The sequence below is a fragment of the Streptomyces roseirectus genome (genome assembly GCF_014489635.1).
Taxonomy (GTDB): domain Bacteria; phylum Actinomycetota; class Actinomycetes; order Streptomycetales; family Streptomycetaceae; genus Streptomyces; species Streptomyces roseirectus.
In genome coordinates this window covers 932,049-957,420 of record NZ_CP060828.1, presented here as the reverse complement: position 1 = coordinate 957,420, position 25,372 = coordinate 932,049, and the positions used below count along the sequence as shown (strand labels likewise).

The window sequence follows — 25,372 nt, the reverse complement described above, 5'->3', positions numbered from 1 at the left end:
GCGGCCTCCTCGGCCGCCGTCACGGCGCTCACGGCGTCTCCGCGAGCCGGAAGCCCATGGCGTAGATGTCCCGCTCGTACCAGCCGTGCCGGCGCCGCGTGCGCGCCAGGTCCCCGAACCGGGTGAAGCTGCCGCCGCGCGCGATCCGGTACGTGCCCCGGGTGACCGCGAGGTCGTCGGCGACGGCGCTGCCGCCGGGGTAGGGCCGGTAGTCGTCGGCCGTGTACTCCTCGACGTTGCCCGCCATGTCGTACACCCCGAACGGCGACCGCCCGCCCGGGTACACCCCGATCGGCGTCGTCGTCAGCGGCCCCGCCTCGACGGTGTTGGCGCGCTCCGCGTCGAACTCCGCGCCCCACGGGAACTCGCGCCCCGCGTGCCCGGCGGCGGCGTACTCCCACTCCGCCTCGCTCGGCAGCCGGAACGCCCGCCCGGTCCGCCGCGACAGCCACGCCGCGTACGCGTCGGCGGCCTCCGGCGTCACCGTCCACACCGGGTGGTTGCCGAACCCGTCGGGATGGACGCCGAACCGCCACGACGTCGGCAGCTCGGTCGAGCCGGTGTCCTCCAGGAAACGCCGGTACTCGGTGTTGGTGACCGGGTGCAGGCCGATCCGGAACCCCGGCAGCTCCACCTCGTACACCGGGCACTCCTTGGCGATCCAGTCCTCGATCACCCCGGCGTGCCGCCAGCGCGCGGTGACCGGGCCGACGTCGCCCGGGGCGAGGCCCAGGCGGACGCGGGCGCCGGGGACGTCCACCATCGGCGGGTCGTCCGGGCGGATCCGGGGATCGCCGATCAGCCCGAGGACGGTGCCCGCCGCGTGCCGGCGCGCGAAGGACGACTCGGGGTCCTCGGCGACGGCCACCAGCGTCTCGGCGGGCACGGACAGCAGGTCGCGGTGGTCACGCACCGGCCACGGTCCCGACCGGGACCGGAAGGAGTCGGGCAGCCCCATCGCTGCCCGGTCGGAGAGGGTGTTGGGGTTGGCCAGCACCGGGGCGTCGGTCATCGGCTCCTCCTCTGCGGGGCGCACGCGGCGAGCGCGGCGGTGGGTACGGCGTCGGCGACCGCGCGGTAGCCGGCGTCGTTGAGGTGGATGTGGTCGCCGGAGTCGAAGCCCGCGCGCACCCGCTCGGGATCGGCGGGGTCACGCACGGCCGCGTCGAAGTCGGCGACGTGGTCGAACGCGTCGGACGTGCGCAGCGCCGCGTTGAGCGCCACACGCTGCGCCTCGGCCTTCTCGGTCCAGAACGGGGAGTCCTTGAACGGCGTGAGGGTCCCCACGACCACGGGGATCCCGCGTGCGCGCACCCGTCCGGCGAGGGTGCGCAGCCCGTCAAGAACCTCACCGGCGCTCGCGTAAGGCGCGAGCTGGAGGTCGTTGATGCCCTCGTACAGGACGGCCGCGCACACCCCGGACTGGTCCAGGACGTCCCGGTCGAGCCGGCCGAGCGCGCTGGTCCCGCGCTGCGGACGCTCCGTCTCGCTGCCGTCGCGCAGCACCCGGTTGCCGCCGATGCCCTTGTTGAGGACACCGACCCCCGAGGGGGCGACCTTCCGGGCGAACGCGTCCGTCCAGCGGCCGTTGCCGTTCAGGGTCGAGCCGGAGCCGTCGGTCTGCGAGTCGCCGAGCGCGACGACCGTGCCGCGCGCACCCGTGCCGCGCACGTCCACGCCGGTCAGGAAGAACCAGGACGTCTCCTGGCGCGTGAACGCCGTCGCCGCCTGCTCGCCGGTGTGGTCGCCGGGCTCCGATACGTGGGCGGTCTGCTGGGCCAGCCAGTGCCAGGTCGCGGGACCCGTCGGCCCCGGCAGGTGCACGCTCACCAGCAGATCGGCGCCCGCCGGCACCGGGTACGGCAGCGGATCGCTGACCGTCTGCGCGCCCGCCGCGAGAGTCGTGGCCGGCGCGCCGCCGAACGTCACCGCGCGCAGGCTGCCGGGCACCGCCACCGCCGAACCCGGAGAGACGGCCAGCCCGACCGTGACCCGGCCGAGCGCCAGCGGGCCCGTGCCGTACGCGTTGGACAGCCGCAGCCGGACCTCGTCACCACCGATCGAGGTGTGCGCGACCATCCGCACCGTCCGGTTGGTGAACCCCTCGCGGGAGATCCCGTCCGGCGCGGCGGGCGCGGGCGCGGTGCCCCAGGTGCCGGCCCACTCCCCGGCGCGCGGCTGGGCCACGGCCGAGGGGGCGGCGCCCAGCAGGGCCACGCTCAGCAGCGCTCCGGCGACGGGCGTCCACCGGGCGCCGCTCATCGGCTCTCGGCGGTCGCGCGGTAGGTGCCGACCAGGTAGCGCAGGTCACCGGTGCCCCGGGGCACCGAGGCGACGTCGGCGAGGGCGAAGCCGTACGCGGTGACCAGACCGGTCAGCTCCTCCTCGGTGAACTCGCGGTACAGGCGCTGCGCGTCGTTCGCGTACAGCTTGCCGGGGCCGTCCGCCGACTCGAACACCGAGACCGTGAACAGGCCGCCGGGGCGCAGGAGTTCACGCACCCGCTCCAGGTAGCGGGGGTAGCCGTCGGGGTGCTGGTGGTGCAGGCAGCCGTTGTCGAGGACGCCGTCGTAGACCGCCGTGCCGGCGAGGTCGGCCAGCGAGCAGGCGTCGAAGCGGGCGCGGCCGTCGGTGCGGGCGGTGAGCGCGGCCCACTCCGGGGACTCGACGAGGTCGATGCCGGTGACCCGGCAGCCCGCCTCGGCGAGGATCGCGGCGTCCAGACCACGGCCGGTGCCGATGTCGAGGACGTGCGGCGCGTCGGCGCGGGTGCCGAGGGCGGCGAGCAGCAGACGGGGGGCCTCGCGCATGGCCGTCTCGGCGGTCCACACGTCACGGCCGCCCGCGTAGTGGTCCTGGAAGTCGGTGCGCAGCAGATCCGCGTACGCCGACTCGTCGAGCGACGGTCCGGACGCGGGGGTGAGGGTGTAGCGGGCGGCTATCCGGTGGCTGGGCATGGGTGATGACGTCCTGTCGTGTACGGGTGAGGAGGGCACGGGTGGCCGGGGGCGCGGGAGGGGGGCCGGGCACACGAGGGCGGCGGAGCGGGCATACGGCTCCGGCGCGTCGGTACGGGAAGCGGCGCGAAGGACCTGTCGGAGAAGGACGAGGACGAGGCGCGGCGGCCGGACAGCGGCACGGCCCCCGCTCCCGCGGGCGGGTGGGTCAGCCGGCGACCGGGTAGACCTGCCCGTCGTAGGAGCCCGCGACGAACAGCTTGCGGCGCGCGTCGTAGGCGAGGGAGGAGATGCCCGAGGTGGTGGGCCGGTCGACGACGGTCCAGCGGCCGTCGACCCGGTCGTAGACGGCGACGTGGCCGTCGTAGGCGCCGGCCGCGATCAGCCGGCCGTCGGTGTCGGCGGCGACGCACTTGATGGAGTGCGTGTGCGGGGTGTCCACGACCTCGGCGGTGCGGTCCGGGTGCCAGATCCGCAGCTTCAGGTCACGGCTGATGCTCGCGAACCAGCCGTCGACGAGCCCCGTGCAGCCGTTGGCGATCTTGTCGTGGGCGTCCTCGACCGTGGCGACCTTCTCCAGCGTGGAGATCCGGTACCAGGTCGCGGAGGCGTCGGCGGCGACGGAGAACAGGAAGTCGCCGGAGACCGCGACGTCCTTGACCGCGTTGACGTTCAGCTCCAGGTCCCGCACGTGCTCGACGGTGTCCCCGGTCAGCCGCAGCAGCAGCCCCTCGCCGGTGTAGGCGCCGATCACCGCGTACTGCTCGCCGTCGCGTTCGAAGGCGACGCCGCAGTTCAGCGGGGAGCGGTGCTGGTACAGCTCACGGCCGGTCAGCGCGTCGAAGACCTTGCCGAGCTGGCCGCCGGAGAGGACCAGCGGGCCGAGCGGGGTGAGGAAGTTGCACAGGCTGCCGGTCTCCGCGACCGGTTCGCCGTCCCGGCGCACCACACCCGCGTCGCCGACCGTCAGCGTCGAACCGCCGCGCTCGGGCAGCACCGCGTTGACCCCGCCGGTGGCCGGCACGGTCGCCGTGTCCCAGGCGCGCGTCTGGTAGTCGTAGCCCCGGTAGGTCGCGCCGAACGTCGCGAACACCAGGCGCGTGCCGCCCGCGAAGGCGCAGGAGCGCGGCCACACGTCCGGCGGCAGATCCGCCGTGTCCAGGGACTCCGGCGAGCCCGACGACACGTCCCACAGCCGCATCGTCCGGTCGTACGACAGGCTCACCAGCAGGTGACGCGTGTCATCGAGGACGAGCCGCTTGATCCCGGCGTCGTGCGCGGGCACCGTGACGGTCTCCGCCCCCTCGACGACGATGATCTGTCCCTCGTCGTTGCCGGCGAAGATCGTGCCCGACGACGAGATGGCGATGGTGTCGGTCTCGATGCCGTCCATGTCCAGGTCGTCGGTCATCCCGCCGGTCACCAGCGACCAGCGCTTGATGGTGCCGTCGTCGCTGGAGGAGATCAACTCGTCGGCGCCGCGCGCCCATTCGACCGAGATGACGTCGGCCGTGTGCCCCTCGAAGCGGTGCAGCAGCCGGCCCGTGAAGTCGTACACCCGCACCCGGTGATCGCGCGACGCGGTCGCGATCAGCTCCTTCGTGGGGTGGAAGACCGACATCTCCACGTCGTCCCGCTGGTCCCCGAGGACCGCCACGAGCCGCAGTTCGGGAACCGTCCACAGCCGGGCGGTGTAGTCGCTGGACGAGGTCAGCAGGTGCTTGCCGTCCGGCGAGAACTGGCACTGGTTGGCCAGGTGGTCGTGGAACGAGCGCGACACCGCGCGGCCGGTGCGCTGGTCCCAGCAGATGACCTGGTTGTCGTAGCCGGCCGTGGCGACGTACTCGTCCCGCCAGGCGGCGATGCCGCTGATGGGTCCGCGGTGCTGGATCATATGGACTCTCCCGCAAACTTGATGGTGTGCCCGCCCCACTCGGCCTTGACGCGCAGATAGTGCTCGTTGCGCTCGTTGAGGTGGATCCCTGTCGGGATCACCTCCTCCACGGCGATGCCGTACTCCTCCAACTGCTTCACCTTGTCGGGGTTGTTGGTGCGCAGCCGGATCCGTGACACGTCCAGCGCGGCCAGCATCTGGGCCGCGACCCCGTAGTCACGCATGTCGTCCGAGAAGTTCAGCTCCCGGTTCGCGGCGAACGTGTCCAGGCCCTGGTCCTGGAGCCGGTAGGCGTCGAGCTTGTTGTAGAGCCCGATGCCGCGTCCCTCCTGACGCAGATACAGCAGGATCCCTCCCTTCTCGGCGAACTGGTCGACGCCCTCGGCGAGCTGCGGCCCGCAGTCGCACCGGGCGGAACCGAACACGTCGCCCGTGAGGCATTCCGAATGCACACGGACGAGGGGGACGGGACTCGCGGACGGGAACACGACGGCGATGTGCTCCCGGCCGTCGGCGAGCCCCGTGAAGCTGATCATCTCGGCGGTGCGCCAGGAACCGTCGCTGCTGCGGACCGGCACCTCGACCCGCGCACGGATCTCGGCGGCACCGGCGAGCGAACTGGCCCCCGGTCGCGGTTTCTTGTCATCGGACGTGCTCAACATGGATCGTCCCTCCGCTGGTAACGGCGAGATGACGTTGTCACACCGTCACGACCGCGCACAGTACGGATATACCGAGACACCCTCCGAAACGTTTTGCGGCCGCTACCGAGATGGGAACGTTCACGGTGAACGCTCCGCCAACGGCGTTCGAGGGCTCAGGCATTGCCGGGTTGCGGGCAGCGCGCGTCCGACTCCCTGGCCAGCCGGACGCCGCCCGCACTGAGATCCACCGTCACCGGCGAGCTGTCCCGTGACGTCATCCGGCGGGCCGCCGCGACCGTGCACACGACCTGGGCGACGGCAAGCGCGTTCACGTTGCGGATTTCCGCAGGCAACCGGACGGTGATCGCGTTGCCGTCGACCGACACCGCCGGTGCCGCCGGTTCCGCCGGTGCCGGCTGGTCCTGCGGGCCGAGTCCCACGGCCGGCAGCTCGGACGTGACGTGGTCCTCGGCCGGCGGTCCGCCCAGCAGCAGCGCCAGCGCCGCCTCGGGGTCACCGGGGGCCTCGGTCAGCCGCAGCACCGGTGTCAGCGCGCCGCCGCGCACGAAGTACACGGCCGCCACCGGCGCGATCCCCGTCGCCGGTGGACCCGCCTCGACGACGTCGGTCGCGGGAATGCCGGTCGTGGGGATGCCGCAGGAGGGCAGCGCGAGGAGCGCGAGCGCGGGGAGGGCTCGGCGGGCGGCGATCACGGCTGCTCCGGTTCGGGCGGCGGGGACTCGTGCGTGAGTGGCAGGGCGACCGTGAAGACGGCGCCGCCGGCCGGATGGTTCGCCGCGTGGACCGATCCGCCGTGTGCGCGGACGTTCTCGGCGGTGATCGCGAGCCCGAGCCCGCTGCCCTCCGAACGGGTGCGCGCGGAGTCCGACTTGAAGAACCGGTCGAACACGTACGGCAGGACGTCCCCGGCGATCCCCGGCCCGCTGTCGCGCACCTCGATCACCGCCTCCCGCCCGTCCGACGCGAGCCGCACGCTCACCGGCCGCTCCCCGTGCCGCAGCGCGTTGCCGACGAGGTTCGCGACGACGACGTCCACCCGGCGCGGATCGACGTCCGCCCGCACCGGGTACGGCAGTTGGGCCTCGACGGCGTCCGTCCAGCCCCGCGCGGCGAGCGTGCGGCGGATCGACTCGGCGAGGTCGATCACGTCCCGGTGCACGGCCGCCGCGCCCGCGTCGAAGCGGGAGATCTCCATCAGGTCGTCGACGAGCGAGGCGAGCCGGCCCGTCTCCTCGCTGATCAGCCGCACGGCGGTGGCCGTGTCCGGGTCGAGGCGGGCCGCGTCCTCGTCGAGGACGTCCGTCACCGCCGACATCGCGGCCAGCGGCGTGCGCAGTTCGTGCGAGACGTCGGCGGTGAACCGGCGTGCCCGCGCCTCCATCTCCCGCAGCTCCGCGACCGACGCCTCAAGGGCGGCGGCCGTCTCGTTGAACGTGTGGGACAGGTCGGCGAGTTCGTCCGAACCGTGCACCGCGAGCCGGGTGTCCAGCCGGCCCTCGGCGATCCGCCGCGTCGCCTGCCGCAGCGCCCGCACCGGCACCAGCACCCCGCGCGCCGCGAACAGCGCGAGCGCCACCGCGAGCACCAGAGCGCCCAGCATGGCCCGTTCGACGCCGGTGACCAGGGCGTCGACGGACCGCTGCTCCACCGTCTGCGGCACCGACAGGAACACCCGGACGCCGGAGGCCGTGGTGCTCCGGTCGGTGAAGACGACGGACATGCCGACCAGGAGCGAGGTGCGGCCGTCCGCGCGCACCCGCTGGAACACGGTCGCCCTGCTGTCGGACACCGACTCCCGTATCTCCGGCGTGAGTTCGTCCAGCCGGTCCCCGGCGCCGAGGTCCCGGTACTCGGCCAGCACCCGCCACCGGCCGTCCGCCTCCGCGATGCCGTCGGCGAACGCGCGCAGGTCCGCCCGCGCGGGCGGGTAGCGCAGGGCGGGCGCCTGCTGGCTCACCCGGGTGCGGAGTTGGTGGATCACCGCGTCCTGGCTCTGCCGGAGGATGCCGGTGCGGGCCTCGCGCAGCGTCAGGGCGCCGGTCGCGGTCGTGGCGACGGCGGCGACCAGCACGAAGGCGACGATGAGACGGGGACGCAGGCCGCGCAGCGGGCGGTTCACCGGCCGGTGGCGAAGCGGTAGCCGAAGCCGCGCACGGTGTGGATGTACCGGGGCGCGCGCGAGGGCTCGTCCAGCTTGGTGCGCAGGCGTTTGACGCAGGCGTCCACCAGACGGGCGTCGCCGTGATAGTCGTGCTCCCACACCGCCTCCAGCAACTGCTGCCGGCTGAACACCTGGCCCGGTGAGGCGGAGAGGGTCAGCAGCAGGCGCATCTCGGAGGGGGCGAGGGCGACCGGGGTGTTCCTGAGCGTGACGGTCACGCCGGCGCGGTCGACGGTCAGTTCGCCGAAGGTGTCGATCCTCGGGAGGTCCGCGCCGGTGCCGCCGGCCCGTCTCAGCACCGCCCGGATCCGGGCGTCCAGCACGCGGGCGGTCACCGGTTTGACGACGTAGTCGTCGGCGCCGGCCTCCAGGCCGACCACGATGTCCACCTCGTCGCCCCGCGCCGTCGCCATGATCAGCGGGAGGGTCTGGTCGGCCGCGCGGATCCGTCCGCACACCTCCAGGCCCGGCATGCCGGGCAGCATCAGATCGAGGACGACGAGGTCGGGGCGGAACGTGCGCAGCCGGTCGAGTCCTTCCTCGCCGGTCGCCGTCGCGCACACGTCGTGGCCCTGGCGGCGCAGGCCCAGGGCGACTCCCTCGCGTACGGCTCGGTCGTCCTCGATCAGAAGTACACGTGACATTGGGTCAGTAACGGTCAACTAGCGCTCAGGAAACCACAGAACCAAACACCCGTTACCGTTTCGTTGTCGGTTGGGCCAAGGGTCATCACATGGCGCGGCCACCTTGGAGCCTCGTGACAGCTCACGAAGAACCTCGCTCCCGCCCCCGTGCCCGTCGGCGCCGTCGTCGTCGCCGTGCCGCTCCGCGCAGGCGGTCGCTCGCGCCGGCCGTGCTGGCGACGGTGGCTGCGGTCGGGGGGATCGGGGGAGTGGCGGCGTGGGAGACGGGCGGGGGGACAAGGGCGGGGGCGGGGGTGGGATCGAGGGTGGAGGGGGTGCCGGGCGTGAAGTCCCCTGCTGCGGAGCCTCCTTCGGCATCGGCATCGGCATCGGCATCGGTATCGGCGTCGCCGTCGCCGTCCGTCTCGATCCTCGAACGCGGCTCGGGGGTCTACCGCACCGCCCCCGGGACCGGCCGCCGAACGGGCCGGGGAAACCTCTGGCGCTACAAGGTGGAGATCGAGAAGGACCTCGGCCTCTCCCTGACGGACACCGCGGCGGAGGTCGAGCGGATCCTCGCCGATTCCCGGGGCTGGACCGCCGACGGCCGGACCGCCTTCCGCCGGGTCTCGTCCGGCCCCGCCGACTTCGTGGTCCGCGTGGCGACCCCGGCCACCGTCGACGCGACCTGCGCCGAGTACGGCCTGGACACCCGGGGTGAACTCAACTGCAACGTCTCCCACAAGGTCATGGTCAACCTGCGCCGCTGGCTCACGGCCACCCGGTACTACCCCGACGACATCCCCGCCTACCGGGCCCTCGTCATCAACCACGAGGTGGGCCACTTCCTGGGCCACGGCCACGAGACGTGCCCCGCGAAGGGCGCGCCCGCGCCCGCGATGATGCAACAGATAAAAGGGCTCCACGGCTGCGTCCCCAACGCCTGGCCCTACGACCGGCAGGGCCGCCGCATCAGCGGCCCGTCGGTTCCGTGACCGTGGGTCCGCCGGCCCGTTGGTCCGGAACTATGATCGGCGTCACGTTTGATGCGGGTACCAGGGAAAGGGGACCAGGTTGTCCCTGACGGACAAGGCCATCGCGCAGATCCGTGAACTGATCCGGACGGGTGTGCTGGCCCCGGGGTCGAAGCTGCCGCCGGAGCCGGAGCTGGCGGCACAGCTGGGGCTGTCCAGGAACCTGGCGCGGGAGGCGGTGAAGGTGCTCGCCGTCGCCCGGGTGCTGGAGGTGCGGCGGGGGGACGGCACGTACGTCACCAGCCTGCAACCGAGTCTGCTGCTGGAAGGGCTCGGCGGCGCGGTCGAACTGCTCCAGGGGGACTCCGCCGCGCTGCTGGACCTGATGGAGGTCCGGCGTCTGCTGGAACCCGTCGCCACCGCGCTCGCCGCGACGCGGATCACCGAGGCACAGCTCGCCGAGGTCAAACGGCACCTCGACGCGATGCGGGACGCCCGGGACGACGTCGAACTCCTCAACTCCCACGACGCCGCCTTCCACCGCGCCGTCGTCTCCGCCACCGGCAACGAAACCCTGCTGACCCTCCTGGAAGGCGTGTCCGGCCGCACCCTGCGCGCCCGCATCTGGCGCGGCCTCGTCGACGACCAGGCCGGTGGCCGCACCCTCGCCGAACACGAAGCCATCTACCACGCCCTCTCCGCCCACGACGCCGTCCTCAGCCAGGCCGCCGCCCTCATGCACGTCAGCAACACAGAGGACTGGCTCCGCGGCCACGTCCGCTCAGGACTACCGGACAGCTCCTGAACACGGCGGCTTCTGGTCTGTTACTTGGCTGTTGTCCGTTGTCCGGATGGTTGCCGTGTTGGTCCCCGTATCGTCGTCGCGCCTGATGTGGGTCTCGGCAGGTGTGACGGAGCTATGCGGGTATGGGGCGTCCGGAGAGGAAGTTGGATCCGGAGGGTGGGCCGGTGGGGCGGCTCGCGGGGGAGCTGAGGGAGTTGCGGAGGGGGGCGGGGAGTCCGTCGTATCGGACGATGGCGAAGGTGGCGGGGTTTTCGACGAGTTGAAACAGGGGCCCGGTCGGAGCCGGGGGCCGTACCGGGGGCTCGATCGGTTCGAGGTCGGGGACGGGGATCTGTTCTTCGGCCGGGGTGGGGTGGTCGACGAGGTGATCGGTCTTGTGCGGGAGAGGCGGTTCGTGGTGCTGTCCGGGCCCTCGGGCAGTGGGAAGTCCTCTCTGTTGCGGGCCGGTGTGGTTCCTGCGCTGGGGGAGGCGCACCTCATCACCCCGGGGCCGGCCCCCGCCACGACCCACGGTCATCTCCTCGCCCTCGCGGAAGCCCCTGCTGAAGCCCCCATCGACGTCCCCGAACGCTGGGTGGTCATCGACCAGTTCGAAGAGGTCTTCACCCGCTGCACCGACCTGAGAGAACGTGCCGCCTTCCTCGACCTCCTCCACACCGCCCGCACCCACGCCACCGGCCCCCACCTCCTCCTCGCCGTCCGCGCCGACTTCCACCCCCACCGCGCCGACCACCCCGCCCTCGCGGACCCCTGGCTGCCCCTCCCCCCGATGACCGCGAGGGAGCTGCGGGAGGCCATGGTCGGCCCCGCCCAGCACGCGGGGCTGATCGTCGAACGGGCCCTGACCGCCCGTCTCCTGGAGGAGACCGCCGACGCCCCCGGCGCACTGCCCCTGCTCTCCCACGCCTTGCTGGAGAACTGGCACCGCCGCAGGGGCCGCCTCCTCACCCTCGCCGCGCACGAGACCGCGGGCGGAGTGCCCGGCGCCCTGGCCGCCCTCGCCGAGGAGACCTACGAGGCCCTGCCCCGGCACAGGCGCACGCCGCCCGCCTCCTCCTGGAACGCATGGTCGTCCCGGGCCAGGGCACCCCCGACACGAGCCGCCCGCTCACCCGCGCCGAACTCGCCCAGTGGCCCCACCCGGACGTCCCCGCCGTCGCCGGACACCTGACGGACGCCCGCCTCCTCACCGCCGACGAGGACGGCCTGCGCCTCACCCACGACGCCCTCCTCACCTGCTGGCCCCGCCTGCGCGCCTGGATCGACGACGACCGCGAACGCCTCCTCCAGCACCGCATGCTGGCGGGGGCGGCCCGCGCCTGGGCCGACCACGACGAGGACCCCGGCGCCCTGTACCGGGGCACGCTGCTCGCCCGCGCCGAGGAACTGTTCCCCGACCACCCCACGAGCCCCGACCATCCCGTGAGCTGCGCTCATCTCACGGGCCCCGACCACTCCGCGAGTTCTGGCCACCCCACGGACCATGCCGGCCGCACGGGCCCCGCCCACTTCGCGAGTCCCGCCCCCCCCGACAGACCCTGCCCGCCTCACAGGCCCCGGTCGCCGCAAAAACCCTGCCCGCCCCATGGCCCCCCTCCGCCCAACGGGCCCCGACCACTCCACGAGCCCTGCTCACCTCACGGGTCCCGGACACTCCGAGAACCCCGGCCACCCCACAGACCCCGGCCGCCCCACGAACCCCGCTCACCCCACAGGCCCCGTCCTCACCACCCCCGAACGCCGTTTCCTGAACGCCGCCCTCGCCGCGCGGGACGCCGAGCGGCGGGCCGCGGCCCGGATCGGCCGCCGTCACCGCGTCCTCACCGGCGCCCTGATCACCGTCCTCGCCGTGGCGATGAGCACGGCGTTCGTGGTCCGGCGTGAGTACGAGGCCGCGCGGACCCAGCGGATCCACAGTGCCGCGCGCCGCGTCGCCGACGTGGCCGACGCGCTGCGTACCACCGACCCCCGCACCGCGCTCCTGCTGGGCGCCGCCGCCTGGCGGATCGCCGGTCTGCCCGAGACGCGCCGCGCCCTGCTCGGCTCCCTCGACCAGGCGGAGACGGACACGTTCACGGACCCGGCCCCCGGCGACGGCCCCTACCGTGCCCTCGCCGACGGCGGCCACACCCTCGTCAGCGCCGACGGCACCGCCTGGCACACCTGGGACGTGCCGGGGCGCCGCGCCACCGGCTCGGGCCGCGTCCCGGCGGGCACCGTCACCGCCGCCGGCGCGGACGGCCGGCTGCTCGCGGTCACCGGCGCCGACGGCCGCGTCCGCCTGTGGAACACCACCACCCGCCGCTGGGCCGGCCCCGCGCCGAGGGCCGCCGTCCGCCCGAGTTTCACCCGCGACGGCCGGGCCGTCCTCACCACGGAGGGCGACCGGGTCCGGCTGCGCCGGGCCGGCGACGGACGCGTCCTGTTCGAGACCACGACCACCCGCCCCGCGCTCACCGCGCTCGGCGCGGACGGCCGCCGGGTGGCCGTCTGCCCCGCCGGCGGGGCACCCCGGCTCTGGGACACCGCCACCGGCCGCGCCCTGCCCGGCGCCTGGCAGCGCGACCGCCTGTGCGACGACACCGGCTTCCTCGCCCTCACCGACGGCAGGCTGGCCGCCGGCACGGACAGGGGCTTCCGCGTCTGGAACACCGCCACCGGCACCCGCCTCGCCGACACCGACGACAAAGACACGCAGGACGCCTCCTTCAGCCCCGACGGCGCCTTCCTCGCCACCGCCGACACCACCGAACTACGCGTCTGGCGCCTCACCGACCCAGCCCTGCCCGTCTTCCGGCACGCCCTCGGCAACCAGCACCTCTACGGCGGCCTGGTCTGGGACGACGACGGCCACACCCTGCGCTACCTAGAGGGCGCCACCGTCCACACCGTCGACGCGGGGACGGCCGTCACCACCGCCTGGGGCCCACCCGCCGACGGCGTGCGCCTGAGCCCCGACGGCCGCGCCTACGCCGTCGCCCGCCGCACCGGCGGCCACTACACCGTCACCCTCCGCGCCACCTCCGACGGCCGTCTCCTGCGCACCCTCCCGCCGGCCGCCGTCCCGGTCTCCACCGACCCCGCCCTGCCCGTCGACCCGGCGGGCACCCTCCCCCTGCTGGCGTTCAGCCCCGACGGCACCCGCTTCGCCTACGGCGTCTCCGCCCCCCCGGCCGGCGGACGGCGGCACAGCCGCTGACGGTGTGGGACCTGCCGCGCGGCAGGCCCGTCACCACGCTGGACCTCCCCGGCGGCTCGGTGCTGGCGACCGCCCTCGGCACCGGCACCCTGTACGTCGCCCGCTCCACGCCCACCGGCGACGTCCGCGACGAGGTGTGGGACCTCGCCCGCGGGCGCCGCACCCTGACCGTCGACGGCGTCGGCGCGAGCCACCTCGCCGTACGCCCCGACGGCCGGCTGCTGGCCGGCGACGGCAAGGCGGCCCGGCTGCCCTCGGGCCCGGCCGCACCCCGCGACCTCGTGCAGGGCGACGAGGTCGGCGCGCTCGCCTTCACCGCCGACGGCTCGCTCCTCGCGGCCGGCGACCAGTCGGGCCGCGTCACCCTCTGGGACCGCGACCTGCGCCACCGCGAGGGCATCCTGCGCGACGTCCTCACCGCCTCCGAAGGCGTCAGCGCCCTCGCCTTCAGCCCCGACGGCCGCACCCTCGCCGTCGCCGGCGACGCGGGGAGCCTCCAGCTCTGGGGCGTCGCCACCCAGCAGCCGCTCGGCGGACCGCTCACCACACCCGGCGAGGAGATCGATTCCCTCGCCTTCGCCGCCGACGGCACCACCGTGTACGCGAGCAGCGCGCACGTGCCCCTCCAGCGGTACACCGTCGACACCGCACGGGCCCTGGCACGGGTCTGCGCACGCGCCGGGGGCACCGGGCTGACCCCCTCCTACAACCGCAGCGGCTCCACCACGACCACCTACACCTGGCAGATCACCATGAAGCCCGGCCAGTTCGCCGCGCCCATCCAGGTCGTCGAACGCCGCTGGACGCAGGGCGCCTACCAGGGCGTCTACCACTCCACCGGCAAGCCCTGCCTGCCCTCCCCGGGCGACATCAACGCCAAGCCGCACTTCTACACCTGGTCCCCGAACGAACGCTGGGGCAGGTGGACGAGCAACATCGCCGTCCAGGACTACGGGACCTACCACGTCTGGTCCTGACCCGGATCCCCCGGGCGCCCACAGGAACGAGACCCCGATGACGGTGCGCCGCCTTCTCCCGGCCGCCGCGCTCACCCTGGCGGCCTGCGCCCCGCTGAGCGCCTGCGACTCCCCGGCCCCCTCCACGACCACGGCGGCCACGAGCCCCACCCCCGGCTCCCCCGGCGCGATGCGGACGCTGCTGCCGTCCCGCCTGTGCGCCGCCCTGACGGCGGACGCCGCCCGGGAACTCGTCCCCGGCGCCCGCTTCACCGCGCAGGTCGGACCCGACAAGGGCACCGCGCCGGACGTCTGCGCCTACACCTCCCCCGACGGCAGCGGGTCGGTCTCCCTCACCCCGGCCACCCGCCCCTACGCCGCCGAGCTGGCCGCCGCGTACTCCCTGCGCGCGGACCCGGCACCGGCCGGGATGAGCGGCGTCCGCGTCGACACCGTGAGCGGGCTGGGGGAGCGGGCGTTCCGGGAGACCGCCTACCAGACGCAGGCGCACCAGAACGTCACGTTCACGGTGTGGAACGCGGGGGCGCGGACCTGGGTGCTGACGTACGCGAGCACGGGGGAGGGGCCGGTGGCGCCGGGGGCGGTGGGGGACGACGAGGTGGTGGGGGTGGCGCGGACGCTGGCGCGGGAAGCGGACAGGTGTCCGATACTCGGGGTTGTAGTGGACTGCTGTCCGGTCAGTGCGGGGAGCCCTGGTCCCGCCGTCCCGGCGCTCCCGTGAGCAAGCCGTCCATGATGATGTCCAGGAGACGGGTGGCCTGGGCGTGCCAGTCGCCGCGGACGTCGATCTGCCAGATGCCGGCGATGGCGAGGAGGAAGTCGTCGGTGGTCACGCCGGGGCGGATGGTGCCGGCCTCGTGGTTGGCGTTGAGGAGGAGCTGGATCGACTCGACGACCGGGGAGTAGCCCGAGAAGTCGCCGCCGGGGGTGGTGGCGGCCTGGCGCAGGGCCTCGGCGAGGCCGGTCTTCGCCATGATGAAACGGGCGAGGCGGTCCATCCAGGCGCGCAGGGCCTGGTCGGGCGGCGAGGTCTTGAGGAGTTCGGCCGCGCGGTCGGTCACCTGGCTCACCTCGTGCCGGTACACCTCCAGGACAAGGGCCTCGCGGTGGGGGAAGTTGCGGTAGAGCGTGCCCTGTCCGACCCCCGCCTTCTTGGCGATCACACTCATCGGGACGTCCGCCGAGCGGGACAGCTCGACCAGTGCGACCTCCAGGATGCGCTCACGGTTGCGCTGCGCGTCCGAGCGCTGGGGCCCCTCGTGCCGCGGCTCCACGATTCCTCCTCCCGGGCCCGCTCCCGTGACCCTTGATCAACCGGACATTCGTCCGCTACGTTCTCCGTATCGGATCACTGTCCACTTGGCCTCACCCTAGTGGGCGGATCCGTACCGGGCTTGTAGCGGGTACTGAACCGCTCCGCCCTCAGATCGATCACCGTCAGGTCCCCCAACTGCCGCCAACACACCGCCCCCTCGAACGCCCCCCACCCGCGCCGGACTGGTGAAGCCACCCGCTTGGATGCCGGCCATCGTCACTTCCGGGGCAGGTCAGCCGTGTACCGCCGGCCATTCTGGCACCGGGGGGCGCGGGGTGCTCAGGGGGTGAGGGGAGAGCACGCGGGCCGGGAGAAGCGGCGGGCCGGTGGGCAGCGGGCGCCGGGGAGGCGACCGGCAGGCAGCGGCCCAGCGAGGCCGACGGGCGGCGCCCCGGCGCTGAGGCGTCACGGCCGAGGCTCACCGGCCGTCACGGCCGTGGCCGGTCGGTCCGTCAGCGTCGTGGCCGTGGCCCGCCCGGCCCCTCACCGTCGTGGCCGTGGCCGGCCGCCCCCTCACCGTCGTGGCCGAGGCTCACCGCCCCCTCACCGTCGTGGCCGAGGCTCACCGCCCCCTCACCGTCCCGGCCGAAGCCCGCCGCCCCGTCACCGTCACATACCCCGTCCTCTTCACCCGCCCATGGTGCGCGACGACCGTCACCGGGTACCGGCCGGGCTTGAGGTCGGGGCGGATTGTGGCGGTGCCGGAGAAGCGGGGGGAGTCGCCGTCGGCGCCTTTGCTGTCGTCGTGGCGCAGCCGGAGCGGCCCGGTGAAGGCGGGGGACACTGCCGTGAGGCGGGTCTCCTCGCCGGGGTCCGGGTAGTCGTCGTGCCACATGACGGAGACGCGGCCCCCGGCGGCCGGACGGAACGGGGGTGCGTCGCCCCAGTAGCTCTGGCCGGGGTCGAAGAGGTCGGGTCCGGACGCCTTGCCCAGGTAGTCCCGGTCGCCGGGGCGGGCCGCGCGGACCTTCACGTGCCGCGTGGCGATGCGGCGGCCGTCGGGACCGTACAGCCCGACGGTGTAGGTGCCGTCCGCGAGGCCCTGCCGGAGCGCCGGCCGAGCGGAGAACGCGCGCGGGTTGTAGAAGTCGGTGGCGTCGTCGTGGACGAGCCGCACCGGCGCGGACAGCGCGGCCGAGCGGACGGTGAAGTCGGTGCCCCGCTCGCCGGGGTACAGGTCGTCGAAGCCCAGCCACACCGGCTGACCGGGCCGCAGCACGTCCCGCGCCTCGGGGATCGTGAAGGAGGGCCGCTGGGACCGCACGACCTGGACGGCGTCCTTCGCGACGGCACGGCCGCGCACCTCGACCGTCAGGGGGTAGCGGCCGGGCCGGTTCGTCATCTTCAGCGCCGCCAGCGCCCAGAAGTGGTCGTCCTCCCAGCTCAGCCGCACCGGACCGGCCAGCGCGGGCGAGCGGGCGACGACCGCGTCCCCGCCCTGCGCGCGCCCCACGCCGTACAGCATCAGGTGGACCAGCTCACCGGGTCGGGCGTCGGTCTCGCCGTTGAGGATCAGGCTGGGCCGGACGGCGGGCGCCGCCGGACTCGGGGCGGCGGACGTGGTCCTGCGGGGGGTGTGCGCGGAGCCGCCCGCGTCCGCAGCGCCCGCGCATCCGCACAGCAGGAGACCGGCGACGGCGGTGGCCATGGCCCTCTTCATCGTTCCCCCAGTAGGTTCGGTCACCTGTGAAGAGGGAGAAACAGGCCCGTTGGTCACCGCGCGGACCGGGCTGTTTCAGACCAGCAGCACCGCCCCCGTGACCGCCGCCCCCACAAGGACGGCCAGCGCCAGCAGCACGAACGGCACCTCCCGCCGCTCGGCACGCCGCTCGCCCGCGAGATCGAGCGTGAAGTCGGCGGGGTCACCGGGCGTGTAGTGGACGAGGACGTCCCGCCCGTACGCGTCCTTCGGCCGGGGGATCCCGGACTCGCAGTGCGCCGTGACGGTCGTCCCGTCGGCGGTCGTGAAGGAGACGACCGGCGTGATGGTGGTCATCGTGCCGCCCTCGGAGTCGTCGCTGACGTCCTTGAGGACCGCGACCACCTTCCCGGGGACGGTCTCCATCGCCGCCAGCCGCGCCGCCCGCCGCCTGCTCGCCCGCACGCTCCCCGGCACGTACGCCAGCCCGAACAGCGCCCACAGCCCGCAGAACCCGACCAGCGCCCACGGCCACGCCCGCTCCACCGCGAGGTACACCACCACCCCCGCGTAGATCAGGAACACCGCGAAGTTCGGCCACCCCAGCCCCCGTCCCGGCTCCCCGGGGGCGGTCGTGAACCGGTAGGCGTGCGGCCTGCCCGGCGGATGGCTGACCCCGATCTCCCGGCCCGGCCACGCCGCCGTGATCACGTCCCCGCGCTCGCCCTCGTTCGTCACCACCACCTCGCCCCCGGTCGCCGGATCGGTGTACGCGACGACAACGGAGACGCCGCCCCGGCGCGAACCCCCGTGCCGGGGCTCCCGCACCCGCACGATCCGCCCCGTCGCCCGCACCGCCCGCTGCGCCCGCGTCAGCCCGGCCAGCGACCTGCCGTACCCGGCCAGCGCGGCCACCCCCAGCACCGCGCACCACCCCACCAGATACCCGCCCACGCGCCCTCCTCAGCGGCCGTCGCGCCGTACGACGTCGCCGCGCCCGTCCGCCTCCAGCGAGCGCGTGCCGCCGGTGCCGGTCACCGTGACCCGGAGCGTCACCGCCGCGCCGGTGCCGCCGGCGTCGACCCGCCAGCTCCGCCGGGCCCCGAGGCCGTCCCCCGCCTCCTCGACCAGGCCGGGAATGCGGTCGTAGGGCAGTGAGCGGAGGTCGAAGCCGGTGCCCTTCGCGTCACTGGGCGCGAAGACGACCGTCAGCAGCCGTTCCCGCACGACGACGCTCAGCGCCTCGTGCCCGGTTCCGCCCCGCGCCAACGCGTCCACGGAGCGCCGCAGTTCACCGGGGTCGAGCATCGACTGGCCGGGGCCGAGGGAGACCGTCGCGTCCGCCGACGTCACGACGCTGGTCTCCGACCGGGACGCCGCCGGCGCGCCCGCCTCCGCGCCGGAGCCGAACAGGTCGGCCCGGAACAGGAGGACGACGGCCGCCGCGCCCAGCAGCAGCGCGAGGAGCGTGACGAGCCCGGCCGCGCACCCCTCCCGCTCGTCGCTCTCCAGCACCGGACCCGGCGCCGAGTCCAGGAACGCGGCGGCGGCCCGCTCCTCCCACCGAGGCGTCGGCCGCCGCACGATCCGCGCCGTCCACGGCCGGTCCGGCGGATAGGTGACGACGACCACCCCGCGCGGCCGGTAGTCGGGCAGCTCCGAGACGTGGACGTCCTGGCTGAACCGGACCCGGAACGCGGGCGCGTCGTCCGGCACCACGGTCAGCTCGAACCGCACCGGCACGTCCGTCGTCCGGCCCGCGCGCGCCTCCACGTCCTCGATCACCCCGAGCGCCGTGCACGGCACCACGGCCGCCTCCCGGGCCCGGCGCGGGACACCCGTGAGGAAGACCAGCAGCCCGTAGACCGCCGGCAGCACCAGCGCGGTCACGAACAGCGGCACCCGCTCGACGACGACCCCGACGACGAACCCCGCGAGCGACACCCCGATCACCGCGCCCGTCAGGAGACCCCGCAGCAGATCGAGGGGGGTGCCGTGCCGGGGCGCAACGCCCGCGCTGATCGTCATGCGCCTGATTGTGGAGGCTATGGGGGTCCTCCGACAGACCTTCCGGACAACGAGTTCACCGCAGGGGGACGGCGGCCGGCGCCCCCAGGTGGACCGGGAGTTCCTGATGGCCGTTGCTGATCAGCGAGGCCAGCGGACGCAGTTCGCCCGGCGGGACGGCGAGACGGACGTCGGGGAAGCGGGCGAAGAGCTGACGCAGGGCCTCGGTGACCTCCAGCCGCGCCAGCGGGGCGCCCAGGCAGTAGTGGACGCCGTACCCGAAGGCCAGGTGCTCCTTGTCGGCGCGGGTCACGTCGAAGACGTCCGCGCTCTCGCCGTGCAGGCCGGGGTGGCGGTTCGCGGCGCCGTACGAGGCGAGGATCGCGTCGCCCTTCGCGATCGTGCCGACGCCGGGGACCTCGATGTCGGTGAGGGCGTAGCGCAACGGGAGGTGGGTGACGGACGGCTCCAGGCGCAGGGTCTCCTCGACGACGTCCTTCCACTCCCGCTCGCCGCTTCTGACCAGGGCCAGCTGGTCGGGGTGGGTCAGCAGGAGGGTGATCGCCTGGTCGATGACGTTCACCGTCGTCTCGTAGCCCGCGCTCAGCATCAGCACCAGCGTGCCCAGCAGCTCCTCGCCGGAGAAGCCGGTGCCGTCGTCGTCCCTCGCCGCGATGAACTGCGAGGTCAGATCATCCTGCGGCGCCGCGCGCTTCGTCCGGATCAACCGCTCGAGGCGCTCGTACAGCAGCGCCGTGTTCGCCTGCGCCTGCTCCGGGGTCAGCGTCGTGTCGAAGACGCCGTCCACGACGTCCCGGAAGCCGTGCGCCTGCTCCGCCGGGACGCCCAACAGGTGGCTGATGACGGCGATGGGGAGGGGGTACGCGAGACGTTCCCGCAGGTCGACGGGGTCCGCGCCGACGGGCAGGGCCGCCACCAGCTCGCTGACCATGCCCTCCACCGTCGGCACCAGCGCCTTGATCCGCCGGGCCGTGAACGACGGCGCCACCAACTGCCGCAGCCTGCGGTGATTCCCTCCGTACGCCGTGAACATGTTCTCCACCGCCACCCACAGGGCGAGCGGCCACCGGGGCACCACCTCCGCGAACTCAGGCCAGTGCGCCCGCGCGTCCTTGGACACGTTCGGACTCGTCAGCAACGCCTTGATAAGCCCCGGATCCGACACCGCCCACGCCTCCACCCCCAGCACGTCCACCCGGGCCACCGCTCCCCGAGCCCGTAACTCCCGCAGCTCGCCCTCCCGCCCGACACCGGTCGGATCCAGCACCAACGGAGTCTGCCGAACCATGGAACCCTCCTCGAACGGACCGACACGACCACTGCACAGACAGGACCAGGCAAGCCTGCCCGATGTGACAACCCCTGACTCCGGGACGGTGTTCCCTGGCGGGCCGCCGGAGCGTCCGTCGGCTCGTGCTCTGCCGGAGAGTCGACCTGGAAACTTTCTCACCGCGCGACGCAGGCGGTTTCCTGCGAAACTTTCTCAACTCCCGCACGACACTTGCCAAGCTGTGACGCCCCCGGAGATCATGCGTCCCATGGTCGGCACCCACCCCGTGATCTCCGGTTTCCACCCCGATCCCAGCGTCTGCCGGGTCGGCGAGGACTACTACCTCGCCTGCTCCAGCTTCGAGTACTACCCAGGCGTCCCGGTCTTCCACAGCCGGGACCTGGTGCACTGGACGCAGATCGGCAACGCCCTCGACAGGCCGACCCAGCTGCGGCTCCCGCCCGACACGGCGTCCTCCGGCGGCCTCTACGCCCCCACGCTCCGCCACCACGACGGCCTGTTCTGGCTGATCGTCACCAACGTCAGCGGCGACGGCAACCTGATCGTGACCGCCACCGACCCGGCGGGCCCCTGGTCGGACCCGGTGTTCCTGCCCGACGTGCACGGCATCGACCCCGACCTCGCCTGGGACGAGGACGGCACCTGCTGGTGCACGGTCGCCGGCGTCAGCCAGTACCGCATCGACCCGAAAACCGGCGAAACCCTGGGCCCCGCCCGGAAGATCTGGTCCGGCACACCCGGCGCGCTCGCCCCCGAGGCACCCCACCTCCACCGCATCGGCGCGTACTGGTACCTCCTGATCGCCGAGGGCGGCACCGAACGCGGCCACGCCGTCTCCATCGCCCGGGGCCCCGCCCCCGACGGCCCGTTCGAGCCCTGCCCCGCCAACCCCGTCCTGACCCACCGGGGCACCCGCCACCCCGTCCAGAACACCGGCCACGCCGACCTGGTCGAGGCCCCCGACGGCACCTGGTGGATGGTGCACCTCGGCGTCCGCGCGCGTGGCGGCACCCCCGGCTGGCACGTCCTCGGCCGCGAGACGTTCCTCGCCCCCGTGACCTGGGAGGACGGCTGGCCGGTCGTCGGCGAGCACATCGACGGCCCGCACACCGCCGAGCCGTCCCGCGACGACTTCGACGACACCGGCCTCGCCCCGTACTGGGTCTCCCCGCGCCACCGTTCCCCGGCGGACTGCACCACCGGGGAACGCCCCGGCTGGCTCACCCTCCACGCCCGGGGCGCCTCCCTGGACGACACCGGCGTGACGTTCCTCGGCCGCCGCCAGCAGCACCTCGCCTGCCGGGCCCGCGCCCTGGTCGACGTCGCACAGGGCACCGGCGGTCTCGCCGTCCGCCTCGACGAGCGGCACCACTACGCCATCGAGGCCGGGGACGGCGAGGTTCGCGTCCGGGCCCGCGTCGGCACGCTGGACCCGGTCGTGGCGACCCGCGCGCTCCCGCCGGGCCCGGTCACCCTCCGCGTCGACGTGACCCCCGCACCGCCCGGCGGCCCCCGCACCGGCCCCGACACGATCACCCTCGGCACCGAGTCCCCCGACGGCACCTTCACCGAACTCGCCACTCTGGACGGCCGTTACCTCTCCACGGAGGTCGCCGGCGGCTTCACCGGCCGGGTCATCGGCACATACGCGGCGCACGGCACCGTCCACGTCGACTGGTTCACCTACGAACCCCTGGAGTGAGCGGGCCCGGCGACGACGGACGAAGTCACCGAGGCGGTGAGCGGCGCGCCCGACGCGTGAACGGTGTGACGCGCGGGAACGCTGCGGGGTGGCCGGACGTTCGACCGGCAAGGACGGAACCGGAAGGAAGAGAGGCGACGGTGCTCGAACAGCCCGTGACGGGGCCCGCGCTGCTTCTGCACCGGACCTCCGTCCGCCCCCGCGCCGCCGTCCTCGTCCTGCACGGCGGCCAGGTCAAGGGCGTGCGCCCCGCCCGGTCCTGGCAGCTCGCCGCCCTGCGGATGGACCCCGTCGTGCGGTCCCTGGCCGGGGAGTTGGCGGACGACGTGCTGGTGGCCCGGGTCCGCTACCGGGTGCGCGGCTGGAACGGCACGGACGCCGACCCCGTGCACGACACGCGCCGCGCCCTGGACGAACTCGCCGCCCTCGCCGGCCCCGTACCGACCGTGCTGGTCGGCCACTCCATGGGCGGCCGGGCCGCACTGCACGCCGCCGGACACCCCCTGGTCCACGCGGTCGTCGGCCTCGCCCCCTGGTGGCCGCGCGGCGAGCCGGTCGAACAGACGGCGGGACGGCGCCTGCTGGCCCTGCACGGCGACCGCGACCACGTCACCTCACCCGCCGACACCGCCGACCTCGTCCGCCGCGCCCGGGACGTCGCCGCCCACGCCGACCTCACCCTCGTCACCGGCGGCGACCACGCGATGCTGCGCCACCACCGCCTGTGGCACCGGGAGACGGCACGGGCCGTGACCGGCCTCCTCGCCCCCGAGGGCACACCGACCTGAGACCGGGTGCATCCGGCCGGGGCCGGAGCGCGGAAGGGAAGGACGGAAGCATCCCGTCCCGCTCACCGGAGTACGCGCCATGAACGTCTCGGTCGTCCTGTTCACCTCCGACCTGCGCCTGCACGACCACCCCCCGCTGCGGGCCGCCCTGGACAGCGCCCGCGAGATCGTCCCGCTGTTCGTCCTGGACCCGGCGGTGCGGGCGGGGCAGCGGCGGCTCGCGTTCCTCGCGGAGAGCCTGCGCGACCTCGACGCCGGGCTGCGGGAGCGGGGCGGACGGCTGGTCCTGCGGCGCGGTGACGTGGCCGAGGAGGTCCGGCGGGTGGCCGAGGAGACCGGCGCCGGCGAGGTGCACCTGGCCGCCGACGTGAGCCGGTACGCGCGGCGCCGCGAGGAGCGGCTGCGGCGGACGGGGCTGCGCGCGCACGTCCACGACACCGTCAACACCGTGATCGCGCCGGGCGCCGTCCTCCCGGCCGGCTCGGACCACTTCGCCGTCTTCACGCCGTACCACCGCCGCTGGGCGACCACCCCGCTGCGCGACCCGCTCCCCGCGCCGCACACCGTACGCGTCCCGGACGGCCTCGCCTCCGAACCGCTCCCGCGGACCAAGGGCGAGAGCGAGGACGAGGGCGGGGAGACGGCGGGCCGGGCGCGGCTCGCGGCCTGGCTGCGCGACGGGGTGCACACGTACGGGGAGCGGCGCGACGAGTTCGCGCCCGACGCCACCTCCCGGCTCTCCCCGCACCTGCACCTCGGGACGCTCTCCCCGGTGGAACTCGTCCACCTGGCCCGCACGGTGCGCGGACCGGGCGGGGAGGCGTTCCTGCGGCAGCTCGCCTGGCGCGACTTCCACCGCCAGGTCCTCGCCGCCCGCCCCGACGCGGCCTGCGCCGACTACCGCACGAAACACGACCGCTGGCGCACCGGGAAGGACGCCCGCGAGGACACCGAGGCGTGGCGGGAGGGCCGCACCGGCTACCCGATCGTCGACGCCGCGATGCGCCAGCTCCGCCACGAGGGCCGGCTGCCGGGCCGGGGCCGCCTGCTCGCCGCGAGCTTCCTCACCAAGACCCTGTACATCGACTGGCGGGTGGGCGCCGCGCACTTCCTGGAGCTGCTGGTCGACGGCGACCTCGCGAACAACCAGCTCAACTGGCAGTGGATGGCCGGCACCGGCACCGACTCCCGCCCCAACCGCGTCCTCAACCCCGTGACCCAGGCCAAGCGCCACGACCCCGACGGAACGTACGTCCGCCGCTGGGTACCCGAACTCGCGCACCTCGACGGCCCGTCGATCCACGAACCCTGGCTCCTCGGCGGCGCCGACGGCTACCCCGACCGGATCGTCGACCTCGCCGACGGCCTCGCCCGCTTCACCCGCGCCCGGGGCCTCGGATGACCCCCAGCGCCTCCCGCAGACCACCGGGCCACACCATCCCCGCCCCCACCCGCCCCAGCCACCCCGGCCCGCCCAGCACCACCGAAGGACCCCGCCGCGCACCCCGCACACCCCACCGCGCGTCCGCCACCCGCCGGGCCGTCGCCGGGTCCGCCGTGGCACGGGACTGCGCCCACAGGACGACCGCCGACGGGCCGAGCCGGTCCACCGCGGCCGTCAGCGCCGGTTCGGGCACGGCCGCCCCGAACATCCGCGCCGGCACGCCCCGTTCGGTCAACGCGGCGTGCAACGCCTCCAGCGCCAGGGTGTGCTGCTCGCCCGGCACACACGCCAGCAGCACGGGGCCCGGCCCGGCCACGGGGGCGCCGGTCCGGCGCAGGGCGGACGACACGTGCCAGGACAGCAGGTGCTCCACCGCCACGTAGTCCTCCCCGGACGACGCCCACGCGCGGCCCACCGCGTGCAGCACCGGCGCCATCACCTCCTCCCAGGCCGCGACCACGCCGTACGACTCGACGGCCGCCGTCAACCGCCGTGCCACGGCGGGCGCGTCGAGCCGGACAGCGGCGCGGGCGAGGCCCCGGCACTCCTGACGGACGTCGCCGAGGGGGAGGACATCGGGCGCCGCCGGTTCGGGGGCGGTGCGGGCGTCGGAGGGGAGCGGCCCGGCGAGGGCTGCGCGGGCCGCCTCCGCCGGGGGCACACCCGACGCCGTGAGCCGGCACATCGCCTCCAGGACGGCGACGTCCCCGGGGGACCAGCGGCGGTGCCGGCCGGCGGCGCGGGCGGCCGGCCCGATGCCGTACCGGCGGTCCCAGGACCGCAGGGTGGTGGGGGCCACGCCGAGACGGCGGGCCAGGGTGCCGGTGGTGACGCCGGGGTCCTTGTCCATGGCCCGATCCTCGCGTGAACCGACGCACGACCGACGCAGGTTGAGGGGCGGCGCGCCCCC

The 25,372-nt window shown here is 74.3% G+C and carries 22 protein-coding genes and 1 pseudogene; 9 read left to right on the top strand and 14 right to left on the bottom strand.

Annotation, left to right across the window (positions count from 1 at the left end; all coding sequences use genetic code 11):
* Nucleotides 1-28: 28 nt before the first annotated feature.
* The 8 genes from IAG44_RS03740 to IAG44_RS03705 form a co-directional block, all read right to left on the bottom strand.
* Complete coding sequence (locus IAG44_RS03740) at nt 29-1,012, bottom strand: formylglycine-generating enzyme family protein (protein WP_187745703.1); 984 nt, start codon at nt 1,010-1,012, stop codon at nt 29-31.
* Nucleotides 1,009-2,262 carry an SGNH/GDSL hydrolase family protein gene (locus tag IAG44_RS03735; RefSeq protein WP_187745702.1) on the bottom strand — a complete coding sequence of 418 codons (1,254 nt, stop codon included), beginning with the start codon at nt 2,260-2,262 and terminating at the stop codon, nt 1,009-1,011. Before IAG44_RS03735 ends, IAG44_RS03740 begins: the two co-directional genes overlap by 4 nt.
* Nucleotides 2,259-2,957: an SAM-dependent methyltransferase gene (locus IAG44_RS03730; protein ID WP_187745701.1), complete on the bottom strand. Its 699-nt coding sequence runs from the start codon at nt 2,955-2,957 to the stop codon at nt 2,259-2,261. Before IAG44_RS03730 ends, IAG44_RS03735 begins: the two co-directional genes overlap by 4 nt.
* Nucleotides 2,958-3,165: 208 nt before the next feature.
* Nucleotides 3,166-4,851, bottom strand: a complete 1,686-nt coding sequence (locus IAG44_RS03725; RefSeq protein ID WP_187745700.1) for a WD40 repeat domain-containing protein — start codon at nt 4,849-4,851, stop codon at nt 3,166-3,168.
* Entirely contained in the window at nt 4,848-5,513 is a 666-nt protein-coding gene (locus IAG44_RS03720; protein ID WP_187745699.1) for a GTP cyclohydrolase II, read from the bottom strand. Before IAG44_RS03720 ends, IAG44_RS03725 begins: the two co-directional genes overlap by 4 nt.
* A gap of 155 nt (nt 5,514-5,668) precedes the next feature.
* Nucleotides 5,669-6,208 (bottom strand): GerMN domain-containing protein, encoded by a 540-nt coding sequence (locus IAG44_RS03715; protein WP_187745698.1) that lies wholly within the window; start codon nt 6,206-6,208, stop codon nt 5,669-5,671.
* Nucleotides 6,205-7,635, bottom strand: a complete 1,431-nt coding sequence (locus tag IAG44_RS03710; protein ID WP_187745697.1) for an ATP-binding protein — start codon at nt 7,633-7,635, stop codon at nt 6,205-6,207. Before IAG44_RS03710 ends, IAG44_RS03715 begins: the two co-directional genes overlap by 4 nt.
* On the bottom strand, nt 7,632-8,321 hold the full coding sequence (locus tag IAG44_RS03705) for a response regulator transcription factor (RefSeq protein WP_187745696.1): 690 nt from the start codon (nt 8,319-8,321) through the stop codon (nt 7,632-7,634). Before IAG44_RS03705 ends, IAG44_RS03710 begins: the two co-directional genes overlap by 4 nt.
* 89 nt (nt 8,322-8,410) lie before the next feature.
* Here IAG44_RS03705 and IAG44_RS03700 point away from each other — a divergent pair, with 89 nt between their 5' ends.
* From IAG44_RS03700 to IAG44_RS03675, 6 genes and pseudogenes are all read left to right on the top strand, one after another.
* Nucleotides 8,411-9,295: a DUF3152 domain-containing protein gene (locus IAG44_RS03700; protein ID WP_187745695.1), complete on the top strand. Its 885-nt coding sequence runs from the start codon at nt 8,411-8,413 to the stop codon at nt 9,293-9,295.
* A 79-nt stretch (nt 9,296-9,374) separates the two neighbouring features.
* A complete protein-coding gene (locus IAG44_RS03695; RefSeq protein WP_187745694.1) occupies nt 9,375-10,079 on the top strand; it encodes a FadR/GntR family transcriptional regulator in 705 nt (234 codons plus the stop codon).
* Between the two features lie 46 nt (nt 10,080-10,125).
* A pseudogene (locus IAG44_RS03690) lies at nt 10,126-11,363 on the top strand (nSTAND1 domain-containing NTPase); the annotation flags it as partial.
* A 301-nt stretch (nt 11,364-11,664) separates the two neighbouring features.
* A complete protein-coding gene (locus tag IAG44_RS03685) occupies nt 11,665-13,278 on the top strand; it encodes a WD40 repeat domain-containing protein (protein ID WP_187745692.1) in 1,614 nt (537 codons plus the stop codon).
* A 2-nt stretch (nt 13,279-13,280) separates the two neighbouring features.
* Nucleotides 13,281-14,255: a WD40 repeat domain-containing protein gene (locus tag IAG44_RS03680; RefSeq protein WP_187745691.1), complete on the top strand. Its 975-nt coding sequence runs from the start codon at nt 13,281-13,283 to the stop codon at nt 14,253-14,255.
* A 37-nt stretch (nt 14,256-14,292) separates the two neighbouring features.
* Nucleotides 14,293-14,976, top strand: a complete 684-nt coding sequence (locus IAG44_RS03675) for a hypothetical protein (RefSeq protein WP_187745690.1) — start codon at nt 14,293-14,295, stop codon at nt 14,974-14,976.
* On the opposite strand, the gene IAG44_RS03670 is transcribed toward IAG44_RS03675, so the two are convergent.
* The 5 genes from IAG44_RS03670 to IAG44_RS03650 form a co-directional block, all read right to left on the bottom strand.
* The gene (locus tag IAG44_RS03670) at nt 14,933-15,529 is read right to left on the bottom strand and encodes a TetR/AcrR family transcriptional regulator (RefSeq protein WP_187745689.1); all 597 of its coding nucleotides are present in this window, start codon (nt 15,527-15,529) and stop codon (nt 14,933-14,935) included. The genes IAG44_RS03675 and IAG44_RS03670 overlap by 44 nt on opposite strands.
* Nucleotides 15,530-16,132: 603 nt before the next feature.
* Nucleotides 16,133-17,218: a hypothetical protein gene (locus IAG44_RS03665; RefSeq protein WP_246561429.1), complete on the bottom strand. Its 1,086-nt coding sequence runs from the start codon at nt 17,216-17,218 to the stop codon at nt 16,133-16,135.
* Nucleotides 17,219-17,305: 87 nt separating this feature from the next.
* Nucleotides 17,306-18,163, bottom strand: coding sequence for a DUF3592 domain-containing protein (locus IAG44_RS03660; protein ID WP_187745687.1), 858 nt, complete (start codon nt 18,161-18,163; stop codon nt 17,306-17,308).
* Between the two features lie 9 nt (nt 18,164-18,172).
* The gene (locus IAG44_RS03655) at nt 18,173-19,237 is read right to left on the bottom strand and encodes a hypothetical protein (protein ID WP_187745686.1); all 1,065 of its coding nucleotides are present in this window, start codon (nt 19,235-19,237) and stop codon (nt 18,173-18,175) included.
* Between the two features lie 55 nt (nt 19,238-19,292).
* Entirely contained in the window at nt 19,293-20,525 is a 1,233-nt protein-coding gene (locus tag IAG44_RS03650; protein ID WP_187745685.1) for a cytochrome P450 family protein, read from the bottom strand.
* 241 nt (nt 20,526-20,766) lie between these two features.
* Between IAG44_RS03650 and IAG44_RS03645 the strand changes: the two genes are divergently transcribed.
* From IAG44_RS03645 to IAG44_RS03635, 3 genes are all read left to right on the top strand, one after another.
* Entirely contained in the window at nt 20,767-22,230 is a 1,464-nt protein-coding gene (locus tag IAG44_RS03645) for a glycoside hydrolase family 43 protein (RefSeq protein ID WP_187752483.1), read from the top strand.
* Between the two features lie 140 nt (nt 22,231-22,370).
* Nucleotides 22,371-23,018 carry a dienelactone hydrolase family protein gene (locus IAG44_RS03640; protein WP_246561423.1) on the top strand — a complete coding sequence of 216 codons (648 nt, stop codon included), beginning with the start codon at nt 22,371-22,373 and terminating at the stop codon, nt 23,016-23,018.
* Nucleotides 23,019-23,097: 79 nt separating this feature from the next.
* Entirely contained in the window at nt 23,098-24,420 is a 1,323-nt protein-coding gene (locus IAG44_RS03635) for a cryptochrome/photolyase family protein (protein ID WP_187745684.1), read from the top strand.
* Here IAG44_RS03635 and IAG44_RS03630 read toward each other — a convergent pair.
* Nucleotides 24,395-25,312: a MerR family transcriptional regulator gene (locus IAG44_RS03630; RefSeq protein ID WP_187745683.1), complete on the bottom strand. Its 918-nt coding sequence runs from the start codon at nt 25,310-25,312 to the stop codon at nt 24,395-24,397. The two genes, IAG44_RS03635 and IAG44_RS03630, sit on opposite strands and share 26 nt — an antisense overlap.
* Nucleotides 25,313-25,372: the final 60 nt, after the last annotated feature.